General features: G+C 58.5%; 16 protein-coding genes and 1 pseudogene. 1 reads left to right on the top strand and 16 read right to left on the bottom strand.

The features are described 5' to 3' along the window. Nucleotides 1-177: 177 nt before the first annotated feature. The 6 genes from BT122_RS07415 to BT122_RS07390 all read right to left on the bottom strand — a co-directional run bounded on the left by BT122_RS07415 (nucleotide 178) and on the right by BT122_RS07390 (nucleotide 7018). Entirely contained in the window at nucleotides 178-1707 is a 1530-nt protein-coding gene (locus BT122_RS07415) for an ATP-binding protein (RefSeq protein ID WP_072355328.1), read from the bottom strand. 52 nt (nucleotides 1708-1759) lie between these two features. Beyond that, entirely contained in the window at nucleotides 1760-3820 is a 2061-nt protein-coding gene (locus BT122_RS07410) for a hypothetical protein (protein ID WP_072355327.1), read from the bottom strand. Nucleotide 3821: 1 nt separating this feature from the next. After that, the gene (locus BT122_RS07405; RefSeq protein WP_072355326.1) at nucleotides 3822-4355 is read right to left on the bottom strand and encodes a type IV toxin-antitoxin system AbiEi family antitoxin domain-containing protein; all 534 of its coding nucleotides are present in this window, start codon (nucleotides 4353-4355) and stop codon (nucleotides 3822-3824) included. A 44-nt stretch (nucleotides 4356-4399) separates the two neighbouring features. Further along, nucleotides 4400-4669, bottom strand: coding sequence for a hypothetical protein (locus tag BT122_RS10995; RefSeq protein WP_177242211.1), 270 nt, complete (start codon nucleotides 4667-4669; stop codon nucleotides 4400-4402). 121 nt (nucleotides 4670-4790) lie between these two features. Beyond that, complete coding sequence (locus BT122_RS07395; RefSeq protein WP_072355324.1) at nucleotides 4791-5816, bottom strand: DDE-type integrase/transposase/recombinase; 1026 nt, start codon at nucleotides 5814-5816, stop codon at nucleotides 4791-4793. Nucleotides 5817-6052: 236 nt separating this feature from the next. Next, a complete protein-coding gene (locus tag BT122_RS07390; protein ID WP_072355323.1) occupies nucleotides 6053-7018 on the bottom strand; it encodes a DUF2806 domain-containing protein in 966 nt (321 codons plus the stop codon). A 539-nt stretch (nucleotides 7019-7557) separates the two neighbouring features. On the opposite strand from BT122_RS07390, the pseudogene BT122_RS07385 reads away from it, so the two are divergent. After that, nucleotides 7558-8318, top strand: a pseudogene (locus BT122_RS07385) (IS30 family transposase); the annotation flags it as partial. 178 nt (nucleotides 8319-8496) lie between these two features. On the opposite strand, the gene BT122_RS07380 reads toward BT122_RS07385, so the two are convergent. The 10 genes from BT122_RS07380 to BT122_RS07330 form a co-directional block, all read right to left on the bottom strand. Next, complete coding sequence (locus tag BT122_RS07380) at nucleotides 8497-9231, bottom strand: GntR family transcriptional regulator (protein ID WP_072355321.1); 735 nt, start codon at nucleotides 9229-9231, stop codon at nucleotides 8497-8499. Nucleotides 9232-9335: 104 nt separating this feature from the next. Further along, complete coding sequence (locus BT122_RS07375; RefSeq protein ID WP_072355320.1) at nucleotides 9336-9626, bottom strand: hypothetical protein; 291 nt, start codon at nucleotides 9624-9626, stop codon at nucleotides 9336-9338. 97 nt (nucleotides 9627-9723) lie between these two features. Then, entirely contained in the window at nucleotides 9724-10656 is a 933-nt protein-coding gene (locus BT122_RS07370; protein WP_072355319.1) for a PTS system mannose/fructose/sorbose family transporter subunit IID, read from the bottom strand. 2 nt (nucleotides 10657-10658) lie between these two features. Then, complete coding sequence (locus BT122_RS07365; protein ID WP_072355318.1) at nucleotides 10659-11450, bottom strand: PTS mannose/fructose/sorbose/N-acetylgalactosamine transporter subunit IIC; 792 nt, start codon at nucleotides 11448-11450, stop codon at nucleotides 10659-10661. Between the two features lie 60 nt (nucleotides 11451-11510). After that, entirely contained in the window at nucleotides 11511-11999 is a 489-nt protein-coding gene (locus tag BT122_RS07360) for a PTS sugar transporter subunit IIB (protein WP_072355317.1), read from the bottom strand. Nucleotides 12000-12040: 41 nt separating this feature from the next. Then, nucleotides 12041-12715, bottom strand: coding sequence for a PIG-L deacetylase family protein (locus BT122_RS07355; protein ID WP_072355316.1), 675 nt, complete (start codon nucleotides 12713-12715; stop codon nucleotides 12041-12043). Beyond that, complete coding sequence (locus tag BT122_RS07350) at nucleotides 12715-13653, bottom strand: GNAT family N-acetyltransferase (RefSeq protein ID WP_072355315.1); 939 nt, start codon at nucleotides 13651-13653, stop codon at nucleotides 12715-12717. The genes BT122_RS07355 and BT122_RS07350 overlap by 1 nt, the downstream gene beginning before the upstream one ends. Nucleotides 13654-13798: 145 nt before the next feature. Beyond that, nucleotides 13799-14692 carry an N-acetylmuramic acid 6-phosphate etherase gene (gene murQ, locus BT122_RS07345; protein WP_072355314.1) on the bottom strand — a complete coding sequence of 298 codons (894 nt, stop codon included), beginning with the start codon at nucleotides 14690-14692 and terminating at the stop codon, nucleotides 13799-13801. Beyond that, entirely contained in the window at nucleotides 14685-15581 is an 897-nt protein-coding gene (locus BT122_RS07340) for a MurR/RpiR family transcriptional regulator (protein ID WP_072355313.1), read from the bottom strand. Before BT122_RS07340 ends, murQ begins: the two co-directional genes overlap by 8 nt. A 319-nt stretch (nucleotides 15582-15900) precedes the next feature. Continuing rightward, on the bottom strand, nucleotides 15901-16131 hold the full coding sequence (locus tag BT122_RS07330) for a hypothetical protein (RefSeq protein ID WP_072355311.1): 231 nt from the start codon (nucleotides 16129-16131) through the stop codon (nucleotides 15901-15903). Nucleotides 16132-16296: the final 165 nt, after the last annotated feature.

Below are 16296 nucleotides of genomic sequence, written 5' to 3'. Positions count from 1 at the left end.
TGATGTAGAGCTCGACCGCCCTGGTCCTCTGTTCAAGGGTGTACACGCAATCCTCCAAGCCTCATCGTTTGGTACGGATTTCCGGTACCACCCCCAAGTCGAAAGTCAGGCTTGACTAAACACATATTAAGCAAAACTCTGGGGCGGTGGGGCGTGATTGTCTTCTCCTCTTGACCGTTACTCGCCGCCCTTCAGCGTGTAGGTGCGGTTCTTGTTGGCACCCCGAGCCTCTGCCAGACCTTTCTTCACGAGGCGCGACATCACGTCGCGCACCGTTCGTTCGGGTATCTCCAGCGCCTCCGACACGGCCATTACCGTCGTAGTGCCATGCTTGGCCATGTACTCAGCGACGCGCCTGTCGTTCGAACCCAGCGACTCCCATGTTTCTCCGGACAGGTCAGCCCCCGTCTTGTCCGCCAAGTCTCCAAGCGTCACCGCGTGGCTTTCGCCCGGGCTCGGCTGGTTGTCGGCGGGGCCTTTGCCTTGTCGGCGGGTTGTCGGCGGTTTGTCGGCTGGTTTTGCCGTTGTCGGCGGGTTGTCGGCGGATTCGGCCGTGTCCTTCCGCGCCGCGATGCCCTCTTGGCGCATGAAGACCACGTGCACGCTGCCGCTGCGCTGGGTCACCTCGAAGGGCACGCCCCGCGCCTCGCAGGCCTCCTTGATGCGCTGCAGGCCCGTGCCGTAGGCCTCGATGTCGCGGGAGCGGTAGAGCGTCGCCGCGATGAGCGGGTTGCGCGGCCTGGAGGCGTCCTCCCTGTCCGAGAGGTAGTCCTCGGGACTGCTGCCCAGAGGGAACCGGCCCGGGCTGTAGATGTCGACCTTGTCCCAGAAGATGTCCACCTGGACGGCGCCCAGGTCCTCGTAGAGACGGTGGCAGAAGGCGTTCCTGAGCGCCTCGCGCACGGCGCTCATGGGAATCTCGGGGACCTCCTGGCGGCGCATGGACACGTTGCCGTCGATCACGAAGGCACGGCGGGTGTTGTTGAGGATGTAGGTCTCCGCCGCGTCCACGAGGTGGAAGAGCGAGCCCGAGACCTGCTGGTTGTCGCGGATGTCGGTGCGCGTGCTGTTACCGAGCACGCCCATGCGCAGGCCGACCTGGGGGCGGTCGGCGAAGCAGACCCACGCCGCGTTGGTGAGGGTGCCGTCGGGGCAGAGCAGCCCCAGGCGCGAGAGCGCGCTGCGCCTGTCCTTGTACTCGAAGGTGATGCGCCTGGCCTCTACCCCGCGCTCGAAGTACCTGCGGAGCTCGTCCTCGTCGACGTCGTCGACGGTCCTGCCCGAGCTTCGGCTGTCCCAGGGGTTGGAGCGGTTCTCCGCGTCGCGCATCATCTCCTGGAGCTTCGCGCGGCTCATGGGCAGGTCCTCGTCGGCGCTGCGGATGCGGTAGCGCCCGTCGCAGGAGTAGGGCGTCTCGAAGCCCGAGAACTCCACTCGTATGTAGGCTTTGCCGTCTTCGGTGGCGAGGCGCTCTATCTGGGCGTAGACCCTGGGCTCGATGCGGTTGGAGATGGCCTGGCTCACGTCGCGCAGGGTCTTCTCGGAGACGTCCTGTCCGATGACCTCGCCATCCGAGGGACGCACGCCGAAGTAGAGCGTGCCGTGCCCGTGCTTGTTGAGGATGGAGGCGATGGACTCCATGCCCTCGCGCATCTCGCTGGTGGACTTCTTGTGCTCCACCGTCTCGGTCTCCATGCCGAGGTTCATGGGCGGCCTCCCTTCCTTATCCCCATGCATGCAAGCAATGCATTATAATAGGTTATTCAACCAGTTGGGAACTATCGTCATCCTGGCCCTGAGGCACAGGAAGGTCCTTCTTTACTAGCTGCGAAGCCGTCTTGTAGACGCTCTCGTCGTAGAAGGGCCAGTCCACGAACTCTATCCCTCCCGGCCTGCCCTTCGCATACACCAGCTCGTCGTTGATCTTCAGCGTGATTGATATGAGGAGTGCGAGCATCATGTGGTAGTCGGAGCGAATACTGTTCGCATCCGGGTCTTTTTTGACGCTGTCCGCATGGCTGTACTTGTTGCGCAGGCCGATGGCATTGGTCTGCTCGGAGTCATTGAGCATATAATTGAGGTATGACGCCTCGTCCGGAGTGAAGAGACCGTCGTGATACTTCAACAGCCCTTGAGAGACCAGGCTCTCGATATCCTCCTTCGCCCTGCCGCCGTAGCGCCTGGCCACGATTGCGCCGGAATCCCAGACGATGTGGAGACATGCGGCCCGCTGAGTCGGCGTCAACTTGCCCGTGACGGAATCCTCTTTTATGAGCCCCTTCTCAATGAGCTGTTCGATGCTCCTGCGAAAGGGCTCTTGGTAGTCGGCCTTCGTGACGTCCTCTGAGAGCATGAGGTCATAGAAGGAGTGCGCGTCGCTCTCCTTTCTCTCCACATAGGCGAGCAGGGACTGGTCGGAGAAGAGGGGGCCCGCCCATGTCAGGAACTTGACGCCCGCTACTGCATACTTGCCCTCGACGAGCGCCTGGGCATCGCCGAACGACTTGAACTGCTCGTAGGGGAAGTATTCCTCTTCTATTGAGCCACGCCGCGCGTAGAGCTGGTACTCCTTCATGGCGCGCTCGATCTCGGGGCCTATGCCCTTGCACCTGTCGAGCCAGGTCCCGCCCCTGCTGGGGAGGGATATTCCGAACCCGTCGATACCGTATTCTTCAGGGAAGTAGGTGCCGTAGACCCACTCGAGCGTCTCCTCCAGGCTCCTGCCGCGCCTCTCGAGGAAGTCAGCGTAGGCTTGTGTCTCCATGAGACCGAAAGACTGCCTCTGGCGGGCGGCCATATTGTCTCGATACTCTCCGCATACATGAGGCCCCAGAGTCGCTACGAAGCCGCTCTCCTCATGCGCGTGTGCCGGCATCTGCATGAGCCCCTTGTCATCAATGAAGTCGAAGACCCAGCGGCAGTTGTTCATCACGGTCGCGGAGTCCATGTACTCCTCGAGCCATTGGCCGCCGAACGAGTAGGTAATGTCGAGCCCGTCAATTATCACTCCTCGGCATGCCCGCTGGTTCATGTCGATGGTGACACCTGTCGAGAAGCGTATCCCGCCGCCATCGGCGAACAGCTCGCGGGTGCCCTCGCCATACACCCGCTTCGCCCCCGCGCGGACTTCCGGAGAGGGATGGTAGGCGTCCGTGAGGCGGTCGGGCCAGCGCGTCAGAACCTCCACGTAGTTGGGGTTAGGATGCTCGCTGTCGAGATACGCGAGCATGATTGAGTCGACATCGTCACTCGCAAGGGACGGGGGCAGATGGATGGGTTGTTGCCCTCGCGAGTCCGTCGCGAGGGCGCTTATGATCAGCTCAGCGGAGGCACGGGGCACCTCCATCATCGACTTGCTGATGTCCTGGTCGAAGCGTTTGACGAACGCAGGCATCTCGAGGACGGGGCCGAGGCAATGGGGGTGCTCGGCGAGCAATGTCTTGAGCTCATCACCATTGATATTCTTCTCCGCACCACACGTTCCGAGGAGCTCCCAGAACTGCTTGGCGTACTGCTGCTCGAGCTCGTCGTAGAGCTGGATGATGCCTTTCTCGGGCAGGAACGTGTTGGCGTAACGGCACGCGTTGCCGAAGGCTTTCGAGGCCTGCTCGAGTAGGGCCGGCAGCTCCTCCGTATCGAACAGCTCGGGGATGTCCTCCAACGTGAGTTTGGACTGGTGAGCCTCGATGGCGTCATTGATTGAGCCTATGGGGCCAGCGGCAAGCGCCGGCAATACCTCCCTGATGCGATCTCTGAACGCTCCGGCTGCCCAGCCGTTCCTCCCATAATAGATGGCCCTCACGGCATTGAATTCCCTCAAACTACCTCCGTTCGACAAAAGCCAGCAGCGCCCTCTCCTCTTCCTCCGTGACGTAGCCCTGGCGGCGGGCCTCGGCGGCGGCGTCGCGCAGGCGTTCTGGCATGAGGCGGCCCTTGCAGGTGCGGATCGCGTCGGCCACGGGCTCGGAGGGGATGCCGTCGTACTCAGTGGGCTCCACGCCCGCGGGTGCAGGCTCGACCCGGATGTGGGACGGCAGGGCCTTCCTCACGCGCCTGGACGTGGCCACCCATATCCGCGTGGGGTTGGTGGGCGCGAGGCGCAGCATCGCGAGCACGGACTCTCCTAGCAGGTAGGACCCCAGCCCGACGAGCGCAACGGCCTCGGCGTAGGGGTCGTTCTCCACGGGGATGTAGTCCACGATCTTGTAGACGCCCCGCCCCAGGCGGCGTATGCGGCCGCGCGAGGCAATGGCGGACATCTCCTTGTCGGAGATGCCCTCCCGCTTGGCCTGGGCGGACGTGACGATGCCGTAGTTGTCGGCCGCGATGTCGAAGAGCTTCTGGTAGTGTGTCATGGCAGAACCTTACCATATCTGGTGAGGTTCTGGCAACCAAGGCGCTACACGGAGCCCTCCAGCTGGCTGGATCTCAGGTTAGCCGTCAGGTCATACTTCTCGAGGAGGCATGAGAGCAGCTCCCGGTTGCCGGCGCTCATCTTCGGCGATGGCATAATGCCCATATCCTTCATGGCGTCGTTGGCAAGACGCAGGTCGTAGTAGACGCAGACTGGGGCGAGCTGGCCGTTAATCATTCTGCTCACCATGATGTTCCACTCGGTAACGGGATCGCTTAGCACCGAGCGCCGTATGTCGAACGGCACGATACTCATGAGGTAGCTCCACTCTCGCCGGAAAGTCCAGTACGTGTTCTTGCATGTCCCGACGTGCTCAAAAGCGAGGTGCAGCTGACTACCATCAGCATGAAGCGCAATGGGATGAATCTTCTCCGTGTCATCGGTGTACTCCACCTTCCGCAGCAAGCTGCGAGGCATGCATTGAATGCCTGCTCCTCGAATGCATGGGACTGGAATACGCGCTCCGCCACTGCCCGGCAGCCGGGGCCGATGCGGTCCGCCCATCTGCGGATCCCGTCCGCACCCCATTCCTGCCAGGCCTTCCCGTCCGGCATGCCCTCCCCATGCGTGGAATAGCGGTCCCTCGCGCATGGAGGCACGAGCGCGTGCGTCGAGAGCCTCTCGGATCCCCTCCGGATCTCGAGCGCGGATGCCTCACGCGGGCAGGGAGGACGGCTGCCCCATAGTGCGCCGCAAGCTCGCGGTATGCCTCGTCGAGGACGACCTCGCCCTCCTTCGGATGCTTCTTCACGCCCGTGAGCAGGTTGTCGGGGACGATGATTGGCGTGCATCCCCCGAAGAAGGCGAAGGCATGCACATGGCAGCGCAGCCATGCATCCTGCTTCATGTCCAGCGTCGGCTCGACATGGGAGTATCTGCTGAATGGCAGGGCGGCCACGAAGAGGTACACCTTCGACACCTCGCCTGACATGGGGTCCACGAGCTGCATCGTGGGCCCCGCCCAGTCGACCTCGAGCGTCCTTCCCGCCTTGAGGCCGACCCTGCTCACGACATTGCGCCGCTCGGCATATTCCGCATATCGCTTGCAGAACCGGTCATAGGACATCCATGGCCTGCCTTCGGCCTTCAGGGCGTCTGCAAACTCGCCGTGCAGCAGCCTGAGCGTCACGCCGGTCCTCCTGAGCTCCCTGTGGATCGCATCCCAGTCAGGATCGGGGTAGACGCATTCGGCTGCATCGGCCTTCTCCGGGAAGAGCCTCGAATAGAGTCCGCCCCCTTCCATGCCTTCCGCATCCCGCCAGGAGACCTTCTCCCTCTCTGCCGCCTCGGCGACAGCCTGGATGCTGTGCTTCGACACCCCGAGCGATCTCGCTATCGCGTTGCGGGATGTCCCTGCGGCCAGCTGCCGCAGCATCGGCCTGGCCCTGGCCTTCCTTGCCATGCGTTCCTCCTTCGCCTCGTTGGGACATGGCGGGAGGGAGCCATCAGCCGCAAGAGGGGCCCGCCGCCTGGTTTCAGCAGGCGGTGCCGAAGCGCAATATGGACGGTGCCGAAAGGCAATAACCTGCTATCGGCCGGCTGGTGCCGAGGCGCGACAACCGCAGTGCCAGTACGGGCTAATACTCACTTTCGACGATAACGGTGCGCTTCCGTTAATGCGGGGAAGTGCCATATGGGCTATGAGAAATGAAAAGGCATCAGCTCACAAGACATTTCGAACTTTTTGCCCACTTCCGCTACAAGATCAGGCAGCTTAGGCGCAATACCTAGCGAACACAGTTGCGCCAACTGCCTTCCAACGGGTGTATAGATAGCACTTCCAAAGTTTACTTGTTTCATCTCGTCGGAATCGTTCGTAAGGAGAAACGCGAGGTTTTCCGTAAACACATTCAGCCCCGACTTTGCAGGCACACCGTAGTTAATGTGCATGCTCGTGTCAACTAGACCCAAGGAGGTCATGAGGTTTAACTGGTCGACGCTTATGCTCCCATGATTGTATGTCCAGCCGCCCTCATCGAGTTCAGTAAGAACAGGAGTAGGATTTCTCCTATCCATAAACACTGAACATGAGCACAGCGCTTGGAGGGCATCTGCATCCTCCCTTGACATATCCTGAAGTACAGCAAGGGTTCGTTTTGAGAAGGATCCCGGCTTAGTCAGCTCGCTGCTTAAGAGCTTAACCCAAAGAGCTTTGACCTCTTCATCGTATGCACAGGCAGACCCTTTGATGAACTCGTCCTTGAACTGATCATCCAGAACATCAGGATCAACGTCTGGCGCCACAGATTCCGCGGCATCAGAGAGCACTTTTGTTACGTTGTCAGCTTCGGGAGGCGTTAGCATGTAACCGCTTGCAAGGAAGAATGCCTGGTTGTCGCTCAGTGACGGCATAGTTTGCTTGTATTGTAAAAACGAGTCACAAATGGATTGTGTACGGACTCTTCTAGCCCCTGCGATATCGGTCTCGTACTTGGTAGCGTTTAGAGACCTTCTCGTTCTGGCGATAAAGTTCATCGGAAGAGCTTCTTTGGGGCCAAGCTTGTTCGAAAGCCATTCTTTGGCGATGTCCCCATCAATATTGAAGGTATTCTCAATCTTTATTCCATTGGCCTCGGCCGATGCCTTCGGTGAAAAGCTACCCAATGTGCCACCCCCTCTTACGCGAACGTTTTCCCTCTGTCGTACACCTCAACCGTCAGCGCATAAACCTGCCGTCTGCAACCGACGTCATGTGACTCACCACACGGGCATTATGTAGGTTGCAAACGTGAGGTGCGTCTGACTCAGCTCGAGAGTCTGCATGCCCCCCGACGATAATGCTCGGCCTTCTCTTGAACTTGTCCATCGTAAGCAACCTTCGTCTCCTGATACTTCAGGCATCCACTCCACGGCCTTTCTGCTTCAGGCAAAGTCGAGCGCCACCAAACTGCTCGTTTTTACCTTCTTGCCCATGTCGCCCTACTTACTGCCGCATAACAGAATAATAGCTACGTACTCGAATTCGGGAGGCATGTGGAATCTGAATAAACGGAGTCCTAAAGGAGGACGACAGAGACACCCGGGAGCGTAGGGGCCGATGGTGGTCGGCCTGGCCGCATGCCCAGATCTGAAACATTTTTCATGCTCAGATCCGAAACTCTTCCGCGCTTAAACCCGCAAGTTCGAGGCTATCAAACGCAGCCGTGGACGAACCCGAGAGGCGCTCGCCGATCGTGAGGCCCATGCGGGACGGGCGCTGGCCCCCGGAGGAGACATCGGGCCGCATCTCGGAGGAGCGGCCCGACCTCGCCGCGAGCGATTCCGCCATCTACCGTGCCGTGGGGTCGGGATCCCCAGACTGCGGGCTTCCGGGGCACAGGAAGGCCGCAAGGCCGCTCAGGCACCATGGAAAGCGCAGGCACGGGAAGGGAGGCCAGGAGCGCGGGGGCAAGGTGCGCATGACCCATGGCATCTCCGAGAGGCCGGAAGAGACATCGTCCAGGAGCCGGACAGGCGACTGGGAAGGCAATACGGTCGCTGGCAGGCGGGGCGGCGCATGCCTCGTCACCCAGGTCGACAGGATGAGCGGATGCCTTGTCGGCGGCAAGGCCGCCAGGAAGGCCCATGCCGAGGTCAACGAGGTCACAGAGAGGGCGCTCGAGGGAGAGGCCGTCCATACCGTCACTCTCGACAGGGGCAAGGAGCTCTCGGATGCAGAGGGCCTCCAGGAGGCGCTGGGAGCGCCGGTCTACTCCTGCCATCCCCACCATCCATGGGAGCGGGGCACCAACGAGAACACCAATGGCCTTCTCAGGGACTGGTTCCCGAAGGGCGAGAGTCTCGACGATGTCAGCGACAGCGAGGTGCAGGAGGCATACGATTCACTCAGCCGGAGACCACGCAAGCGTCTCAAGTGGAAGTGCCCTGGGAGGTCTACCACCGCCAGTCGTTGCACTTGCTCTGAGGATTCGCCATAATGGCCGACGCGAGCTAACGCATCTCAACGTAGGCGCAGCAGCATCATCCGTAATCTAGGCTGTTAGACAAACTTTACAAAAGAACACAATCGCAGGCGGGCTAGGGAGCGGATGTGAGCAACAAGAAACATGCACGGCAAGCGTTATTGTCCTCAGACGCACCCACTACGCTCGAATGTTCACTGTGACTGAATACCAGTCCTTGTTGAAGTAGGATTCCGCGTACTCGATTACTGAGTTGTTCTCGTCATATGTCGTCCTACGAACGAAGAAGCTCGGATATCCTGGTTCCACACCGAGAGCCGCGCAGGCATTTTGATCATCAACGCAGCGAACCGAGTAGTTCTCATTAACAAGCCGAGGATAGATGCGGCAACGAGCGAGCGTCTTGTAAAAAGATTCATCCTCTCTGATTCCCTCTGCCTGCTTAGCGGATAGCAGCGCAGCCGGCATGTAAGAAACCTGATATGCCACTGGCTCACCATCTGCCAGACGAGTGCGCGCCACGCGCGTCAGCATCGCCGCGTCGTCAACCCCCAGGCGCTTCGAAATGGCAGCATTCTCAACACTTGTGATGGAATCGACGACAAGTCCAAGCTCATACCCCTGGTCGCGAAGCTCCTGAGAAAATGATATGGACGTGAGCCCGCGGACCATAGGCTGCTTGGCGACATACGTACCCGAACCTCTCACGCCTACAAGGCAGCCATCGCTGATGAGATCCGCGAAGGCCTTCCTTACAGTGATGGCAGAGACCCCGTACTTGCGCCTCATCTCGGACTGACCAGGCAGCTTGTCGCCAGGCTTCAGCTTCCCGGAGCGAATGTCCGACAGGATGTCAGACTCGATGCGGAGGTATTTCGCGAGATAGGCATCACCCACACTCCCGTCGGACATCATCAAGATTCCTCCCGTTGCAATGTGATTCAAGGTCTCTGTAACTTCAATGATTCCCACTTGAAAAAGCGGATGGCAAGCACATCGACCAAAGAAATCAAAAATGTCTATGATTGGAACTTGTGCCTACCAGCACCGTCCCTGCGGGGAAAGGAATGTCCCTCTGCGTACTTCATCCCCTCGACTCGCAGCGCCTGCAGGGACTGTCGAGAGAACAGAATCCTGAGGTGCGGGTTGTCCAGCAGCCGCAGGTAGAGCGCGAGGTCTTTGCGCGCATACAGGACATTTCTGAGTTCTCCAAGCGCCCTTGCCCTCAGCTTTGCCAGGACGAGAAGCAAGGTGGCAACGGCAACGGCAACGGGAACTAGGATGAGCCAGCTTACGAGTCCCTCGTCCACGGCAATCCTCCTCTCCAAAAGGGCCCGGGCGAAGCGTCCGGGCCCTCTGGGGGCAAACTACTACAAGATAATGCAAACTGCTACGAACTCTGACACACTATGCCGCAGCCGCAGCCGCTGCTGCCGCAACGGCCTGGACGTTTGCATAGCCGGTCAGATACTGGATTGCGGTAAGGACGATTGCCAGGACGAGAATGAGGCCCATGATCGCAAGCGGCGACCACTTCTTGTGCGTATAGAGGTGATAGATCCAAAGTGTGAGCAGGAGCGGCAGCAGCTTGGGGAAGAAGCCGTCGAGCATCGTGTTGGTGTCGAAGATGACCGCCTGCGTTGTGGTGCCGGTCGTGGCGTCAAAGACATCGCCCACAATGCCGAAGGGGATGGTGCAGGTCACGTAGGAGGCCGTGAGCGCACCCACCACGATGAGGCCCATGAGAACCATCGCATTCGTCAGGCGGTCGAGCTTGCCCGAAGCCATCAGCGACTGCATTCCCTCAAGGCCACCCTTGTAGCCAAGCTGGAAGAGCTTCCAACTGACTATAGCCGTGCCAACGGGGTAGACGACCATGTACACGATGGGCCCAAGCCAGCTGACCCCAGACTGAGAGATGGTCATGCAGATGGTGAGAAGGATGGGGATGATCGTACCCACCCAGAGGGAGTCACCAATCGCCGAGGTGGGGCCGATAAGGGCGACCTTGACGGACTCGATCACCTCGGGCGTGCAGGCTCCGTTGGCGTTGGCCTCCTCAAGGCCGCTCACGATGCCGTTGCAGATGGACCCGACCTGAGGCTCAGTGTTGAAGAGCGACACATGGCGCTTGAGCGCGGCGGCCTTGTCCTCCTTGGATTCGTACAGGTCGTCGATGATGGGTGCCATCGACTGAGCGAATGCCATGCCCTGCATGGACTCTGCCTGCTGCGAGCAGCCATTCCAGAAGAACCAGTTCCAAAATGCGCGCTTGAGCGTCTCGGGGTGGATCTTGAGGTATCCAGCGGCTTCCTCGGACGCCTGAATCTCCTCGCTCATGGCTAGGCCTCCTTCTCAGACTGGGCCGGCTTCGCGGAAACCTCGTAGTAGGTGACCGCGAGAATCGTGGCGACAACCGCGCATCCCATCATCGAGAGCTTGAAGTAGGTGACCAGGATGAAGCCGGCAAGGAAGATGACAACGTACCACTTCTTCTTCAGGAGGAACGAGAGCAGGATGCCCATTCCGAGGGCAGCCATCATGCCACCGAAGATCGTGAGGCACGTCGTTATGTAGGGCGGGATGAAACTCGCGAAGTCAGCCTGCGTGCTGGCAGCCGTCATACCGCCAAGGATGAGCATCGCGGGTACAAACCTACCGATGAAGCCAATGGTCTGTCCAAGCACGACGTTAGGCACGTACATGCGCTTGGTGTCTCCAGCCTCAGCATATTTTGCGGCAACGCGGTTGAGTGGAATGTTCAGCGCATACGTGACGTTCCACACAAGCTGGCCAACAAGTCCTCCAATACCCGCGAACACGGTAGCCACGCCGATAAGGGCTGTGGCATCCATGCCCTGGCCAAATAGAAGGGCCCCTGTAGTACCGATATAGGTCGCGTACGAGAGGTCCCACGCAACGGCACCTCCGGGCGTCACGTTGCCGAGATACATCACCTGCAGAGGGATGCCGACGATCATTGCGTCTTGGACGTCACCGAATATGAGCCCCACAACGAAAGATGCCACAAGAGGTCTGCCAAGCGTGTACCAGCCAATCGTGTTACCCACAATCGAGCCGATAGAACCAAGGTAAATGAACAATGCGATTAGAAACATCTGTAGAACGGACATGTCACTACCACCTCCATGTACCTCAATGCCCCAGGAAACGCTCTCCATCGTGAACGTGCCTCACACCGTTTTGGTAAAGTCCTCCCATGTTGTCGAGGATGAAGAGGGGACTTGCTGGAACGTGATATCGAATCCTTCTGATGCCAGACCAGAGAGCTCGCTTATATCCTGATCGCTCAGATAGAAAATCCCAGTCGCCCCCGTCACCTGATGGTTGGTGTCCTGGCGCTTGGCCATGTTCCCCAGATAGACGTGCTCGCATCCGCGTATTGCATCCTTGAGCTCCGTCAGCTTATGTGGGACTTTGACGATGACAAGGCGGGTCTTGCCGTCATCGTTCTTAAGAAGCTCAATCGCCTCTTCCGTCGTAACAATGTGCGCCTCATACTGCTTTGGCACTCCCATGGTGAGAATGCTGCGAAGGGTTGGATTCGAAGCACTCACGTCATCGACGCCGATAATCTCCTCCAATCCAAGCGTCGGCGCCCACGCAACAATCGTTTGGCCGTGGATAAGACGATCATCCACACGTACATACGTCTTTCCCATAGTCTTTATCCTTCCTGCCTGCGTAGATCGCGCGCCTTTGCCTACCAGAGCTGATTCTCAATGAGGCTCGCGTACATATAACAGACGGTGGGACCAGCCGAACCAGACTCAACCTGCCTTACCTTGAGGTTCGTCGGATAGTAGCGGTTATAGGGGAAGTCATTCACCTCCCCACGGAAAATCGCATACTCGTTTAGGGCCTTCATCCACTGGTCCACCTCGTCGTCCGAGAGCACGAAGTAGGCCTGCGGCGTATATCCAACCAGGTCCTCGAACGTCATGCCGTAGATAAGCCGAATGCTCGATCCCTCACGTCTCATCGCCTTCACCGCCTCGGTCACGGCATCGTGAGTAGCAATGTGACGGGGATGCATGGAGCCGCGCCAGTGCGTGATGACCAGATCAGCGCCCTCTTCCTCAAACCATGTCTTGAGCCTTGCGGCGAACTGCTCCGTCGAGGGCATATTCGAGCCCTCGTAACCAAGCCATTTGGTATCTCCACCTAGGTCGGCGGCAGCCAGCCTCGCCTCTTCCTTCACCTGTTCGAGGTATGCGTCCTTTTCTTCCTGCGAATGGTTGCCCTCCAAGCGGCCCATGACGGTATTAGCGCATGTGACCTTTGCACCTGCCTTGGAGTACTTAATAAGGAGCGGCCCCCCGAGCAACTCTGGGTCCAGACTGTGAGCCCCAATCGAAATGACCCTTTTGCACGTCATTACAAGTCCTTCCTGTAGTCGGTAAAGCTACGAATGACCTCGAGTCCGTGACGGGCGTAATAGCGCCTTCCAGCCTCATCGGTAGTAATGAAGTACATGCGGTAGATGCCGCGTCGAGCCATCTCGAAGCAATAGAGGTCGAGCAGGACCGATCCGAGACCCCGATTGCGCTCCTTCTCGGCGATGCCGACGGGACCGAAGCGCATCTCATTGCCGTCAATCCCTCGCATACACCACCCACAGATAGACTCGGTAGGATCGAGCACAAGAAGCATCCTGTCCTCTGCCGTTCCCTCCCTCATGCTGATAAGCGCATTACGCTTCCAACCGGCGCCCAGCTCGCGGTGGAGAAAATCAAGGGTCTCCAGAGCGTAAGAGTAGTTGAAGGGCACAAAGCGATACCCGATCTTCTCAAGTTGTGCCCGCTTCTCTCTTGTGCACTCTGGGACCCTAAAGCCATGCAGGTTCTTACCCATGGAGTAGTGCTTGTCTCCACCCTTGTAGCCATGTGCCTCGAAGAATGACACTGCCTCTGGGTAGTTATCCGAATCAATCCCCGCAAAGAAGTAGCTGGGCGAGTATGCACCGAGCGTGACGTTCTTTGCCCCCATCTCGGAGAGTTGTCCCTCAATCCGCTCTAGGAGACTGCCCCCGATGCCCTGTCCACGCTCCGCTGGATCAACGAAGATCACATTGATCCAACCGCGCTCTGGCTCCAGACCGCGCTCAAGATACGGGAATCTCCTCTTTGTCCCATACGCAAAGGCGAGGAGCTTGTCTCCCTCTCGGGCTATCCAAGCCAACGACGGATCGAAGTTATCATCGAATAGAGCCTGTCGACGAAACTTCCAAACGTCAATCGGATCAAAGGTGCAGCACCGATTCCAGAGGTCGATAGTCTGGGACTCAAATTTCTGAGAATAGTTTTCAATAACCATGGATACCTCTCCTCTCTTACGTAAAGTTTGAATGTTAGCATGTTAGCTTTTTGAAGTATAAGAAACCACCTCTTTCCAAATTGCGTGGACATGCACAGATTGCGCGAATGGTCTAGCAAAAAAGGTCAGCGGTGGAGCAGCGGTGCTATCCCACGGCTGCGCGCACGTAACCGTTTGCCTCCTGGAGTCTCGCACGTGCCTCGGCGGCATCGACCCCCGCAAGCAGCATCACGATGGCCACTTTTGCGGATCCATGCGAATCCTCCAGCGCTCTTACAGCCTGCTCACGGTTGCATCCCGTGGCTGCCATCGTGATGTTCTGGGCTCGCTGGACAAGCTTCTCGTTGGATTGCTTCACATCTACCATGAGGTTTTCGTAAACCTTGCCATTAAGCGCCATAGCACCAGTAGAAATCATGTTGAGTATCATCTTCTCGGCCGTACCAGCCTTGAGCCGGGTTGAGCCCGTGAGCACCTCCGGGCCCGTCACCGGCTCGATGGCAAGTTCCGCCTCGCCGCCAATGGCCGAATTAGCATTGCAGGCAATGGCGGCTGTGCGTGCACCAACCTCGCGTGCGTAGCGAAGAGCGCCGATCACGTAGGGCGTGCGTCCGCTCGCCGCAAGGCCAATGACAAAGTCCTCGCTGCATAGCGAGAGGTTGCGGAGGTCCTCCGCACCAAGCTCGATGCTGTCCTCCGAACCCTCTTTTGCCTTAACGAAGGCACCGTTACCACCAGCGATAAGGGCCATAATGACATTTGGAGAGACGCCAAAGGTGGGAGGGCACTCAACCGCATCGAGAACACCCAAGCGTCCCGAGGTCCCAGCCCCAACGTAAAGAATCCGACCACCGGCACGAAGGGCCTCAGCAGCCCATGAAACTGCCAAGGAAATACTTTGCCTCTGAGAGTGAACCGCGGCAACTACATTCGCATCCTCGGAGTTCATAACGTCCACAATCTCTTGAGGAGTCATCTGATCCAAGTTCATCGTCCTAGGGTTTCTTGCCTCGGTTGCGAGAGATGAGAGATCAACCATGAGAATCCGCCTTTCTGCGTGACGAGCTCTTGACCAATCCGGCAGTGCCAGGCTTACGAATGAGGGTAGTTGAAAGATGTCTCATGCAGGCTTCATAGTTACGGCTGACATACGTGGCGAAGAGAATGTCAGCTATATCAAGCTGCGCGATTCTCGAAGACATGGCGCCGGCTCTCACAAGAAGTTCCGATGCGGCAACGCCAAGAACGTAGTCAGAGAGCTTGGAGAGTGGCGAATCGAAGGAGCCACAAGTAATTGCAACAATCTTACATTGATGTTCACGGGCAAACCTCGCACATGAAACAATCTCAGAAGTTGACCCCGAATAGCTGACGAAGATGGCCAAATCTCGCTCGGTAAGATTGCGGGCATACACGACCTGAGAATGAAAGTCTTCACACAGAATGCAAGGAAGATCAATGCGAAGGAGTTTCAACTGCAAATCTTGGGCTACCAACAGAGAGGCGCCGGCACCAAATAATGCAATGCGTTTAGCCGAGCCCATGCATCCTACAACGGCATCAATGGTTTGGGGGTCGAGCATGGCGCGAGTCAACGAGAGGGAGGTTGCATTCGTGTTGGTAACCTTGTCAATAATGTCCTGCGTGGAATCACCGGAAGAAACCCCATTTGAACGAATCTCGGAAGAGGTGTCTGAGGAGGCAATATCGGCCATGAGGGCAAGCTGGAAGTCCCTGAGACCCTCAAAGCCAAGCTTTCTAACAAGGCGAACCAAAGTCGAGGAGGAAACGCCAGAAGCTGCCGCAATACTGCGGGCCGACATCCTTACACACGAGCGATCGTGGGTCTGAAACCAATCAATGAGGATACGCTCGGAAGCCGTAGCCCGAGGAGCGAATTCAATCAGACGATGCAAGAGCCCCTTCATGCATACCGCCTAAAGACAAGAAATTGAAATGGGTACACACGAGAGAATACAGTTCACACAGTCCGCTTAGTAAAAAATGATGAATTTGTTTCACACTTTGCCAATAGCCGACCGGCCACACTGCCTGCCCGAGCGGTACCACCTCATCCACCGGTCCAGCCTCCGCGCGAGCTCCTCCGCCGAGACCCCCGACCAGCCCCTGCCGTGGAAGAGCTCGTTCTCCAGCCTCCCGAAGAACCCCTCCATCGCAGCGTTGTCCGCGCACCTGCCCTTCCTGGACATCGAGCGGGTGAGGCCGTACTCCCTGTGTTGATGTTCACTAAGAAGTGACGCAGACGGTCACCGGGCCAAGACCTGTTATCCCCTCGCAGGGGGCGAGCACCTCGCTCTCGGGCTTCCTCCTCCTCGGGGGCTCGGGCGACAGGTCGTCCATCCTGGCGTACTTCCTCGCAGTGGGCTCCGACACGCCGACCGCCCTCGCGATCGCCGCAATCGGCTCGCCACGCCGCGCCCTCCTGCGCATGTCCCCTATCTTGTCCACGCCGATCATTTCCCCTCTGGCCCTCCTCACGTCGCAGACCGAAGCAACGACATGTTGGGCCAATCGCGGGATGGTCGGCGTGCCCATGCACGAACCAGCATTTTTTTCGTGCTCAGACCCGAAACTTTCCAACGCTCAAACCCGCAAATAAGACGCTATCAAACACAGCGCCGG

The organism is Olsenella sp. kh2p3 (assembly GCA_900119625.1).
Classification (GTDB): domain Bacteria; phylum Actinomycetota; class Coriobacteriia; order Coriobacteriales; family Atopobiaceae; genus Tractidigestivibacter.
This window is presented reverse-complemented; position numbering and strand designations above follow the sequence as displayed.

Bases quoted from the DNA above. Each gene is read 5' to 3' on its own strand.
- BT122_RS07415 (WP_072355328.1), bottom strand. From the start codon at position 1,707: ATGAACCTCGGCATGGAGACCGAGACGGTGGAGCACAAGAAGTCCACC.
- BT122_RS07355 (WP_072355316.1), bottom strand. From the start codon at position 12,715: ATGACGTGCAAAAGGGTCATTTCGATTGGGGCTCACAGTCTGGACCCA.
- BT122_RS07370 (WP_072355319.1), bottom strand. From the start codon at position 10,656: ATGAGCGAGGAGATTCAGGCGTCCGAGGAAGCCGCTGGATACCTCAAG.
- BT122_RS07405 (WP_072355326.1), bottom strand. From the start codon at position 4,355: ATGACACACTACCAGAAGCTCTTCGACATCGCGGCCGACAACTACGGC.
- BT122_RS07360 (WP_072355317.1), bottom strand. From the start codon at position 11,999: ATGGGAAAGACGTATGTACGTGTGGATGATCGTCTTATCCACGGCCAA.
- BT122_RS10995 (WP_177242211.1), bottom strand. From the start codon at position 4,669: ATGAGTATCGTGCCGTTCGACATACGGCGCTCGGTGCTAAGCGATCCC.
- BT122_RS07340 (WP_072355313.1), bottom strand. From the start codon at position 15,581: ATGAAGGGGCTCTTGCATCGTCTGATTGAATTCGCTCCTCGGGCTACG.
- murQ (WP_072355314.1), bottom strand. From the start codon at position 14,692: ATGGTTGATCTCTCATCTCTCGCAACCGAGGCAAGAAACCCTAGGACG.
- BT122_RS07395 (WP_072355324.1), bottom strand. From the start codon at position 5,816: ATGGCAAGGAAGGCCAGGGCCAGGCCGATGCTGCGGCAGCTGGCCGCA.
- BT122_RS07365 (WP_072355318.1), bottom strand. From the start codon at position 11,450: ATGTCCGTTCTACAGATGTTTCTAATCGCATTGTTCATTTACCTTGGT.
- BT122_RS07330 (WP_072355311.1), bottom strand. From the start codon at position 16,131: ATGATCGGCGTGGACAAGATAGGGGACATGCGCAGGAGGGCGCGGCGT.
- BT122_RS07350 (WP_072355315.1), bottom strand. From the start codon at position 13,653: ATGGTTATTGAAAACTATTCTCAGAAATTTGAGTCCCAGACTATCGAC.
- BT122_RS07380 (WP_072355321.1), bottom strand. From the start codon at position 9,231: ATGATGTCCGACGGGAGTGTGGGTGATGCCTATCTCGCGAAATACCTC.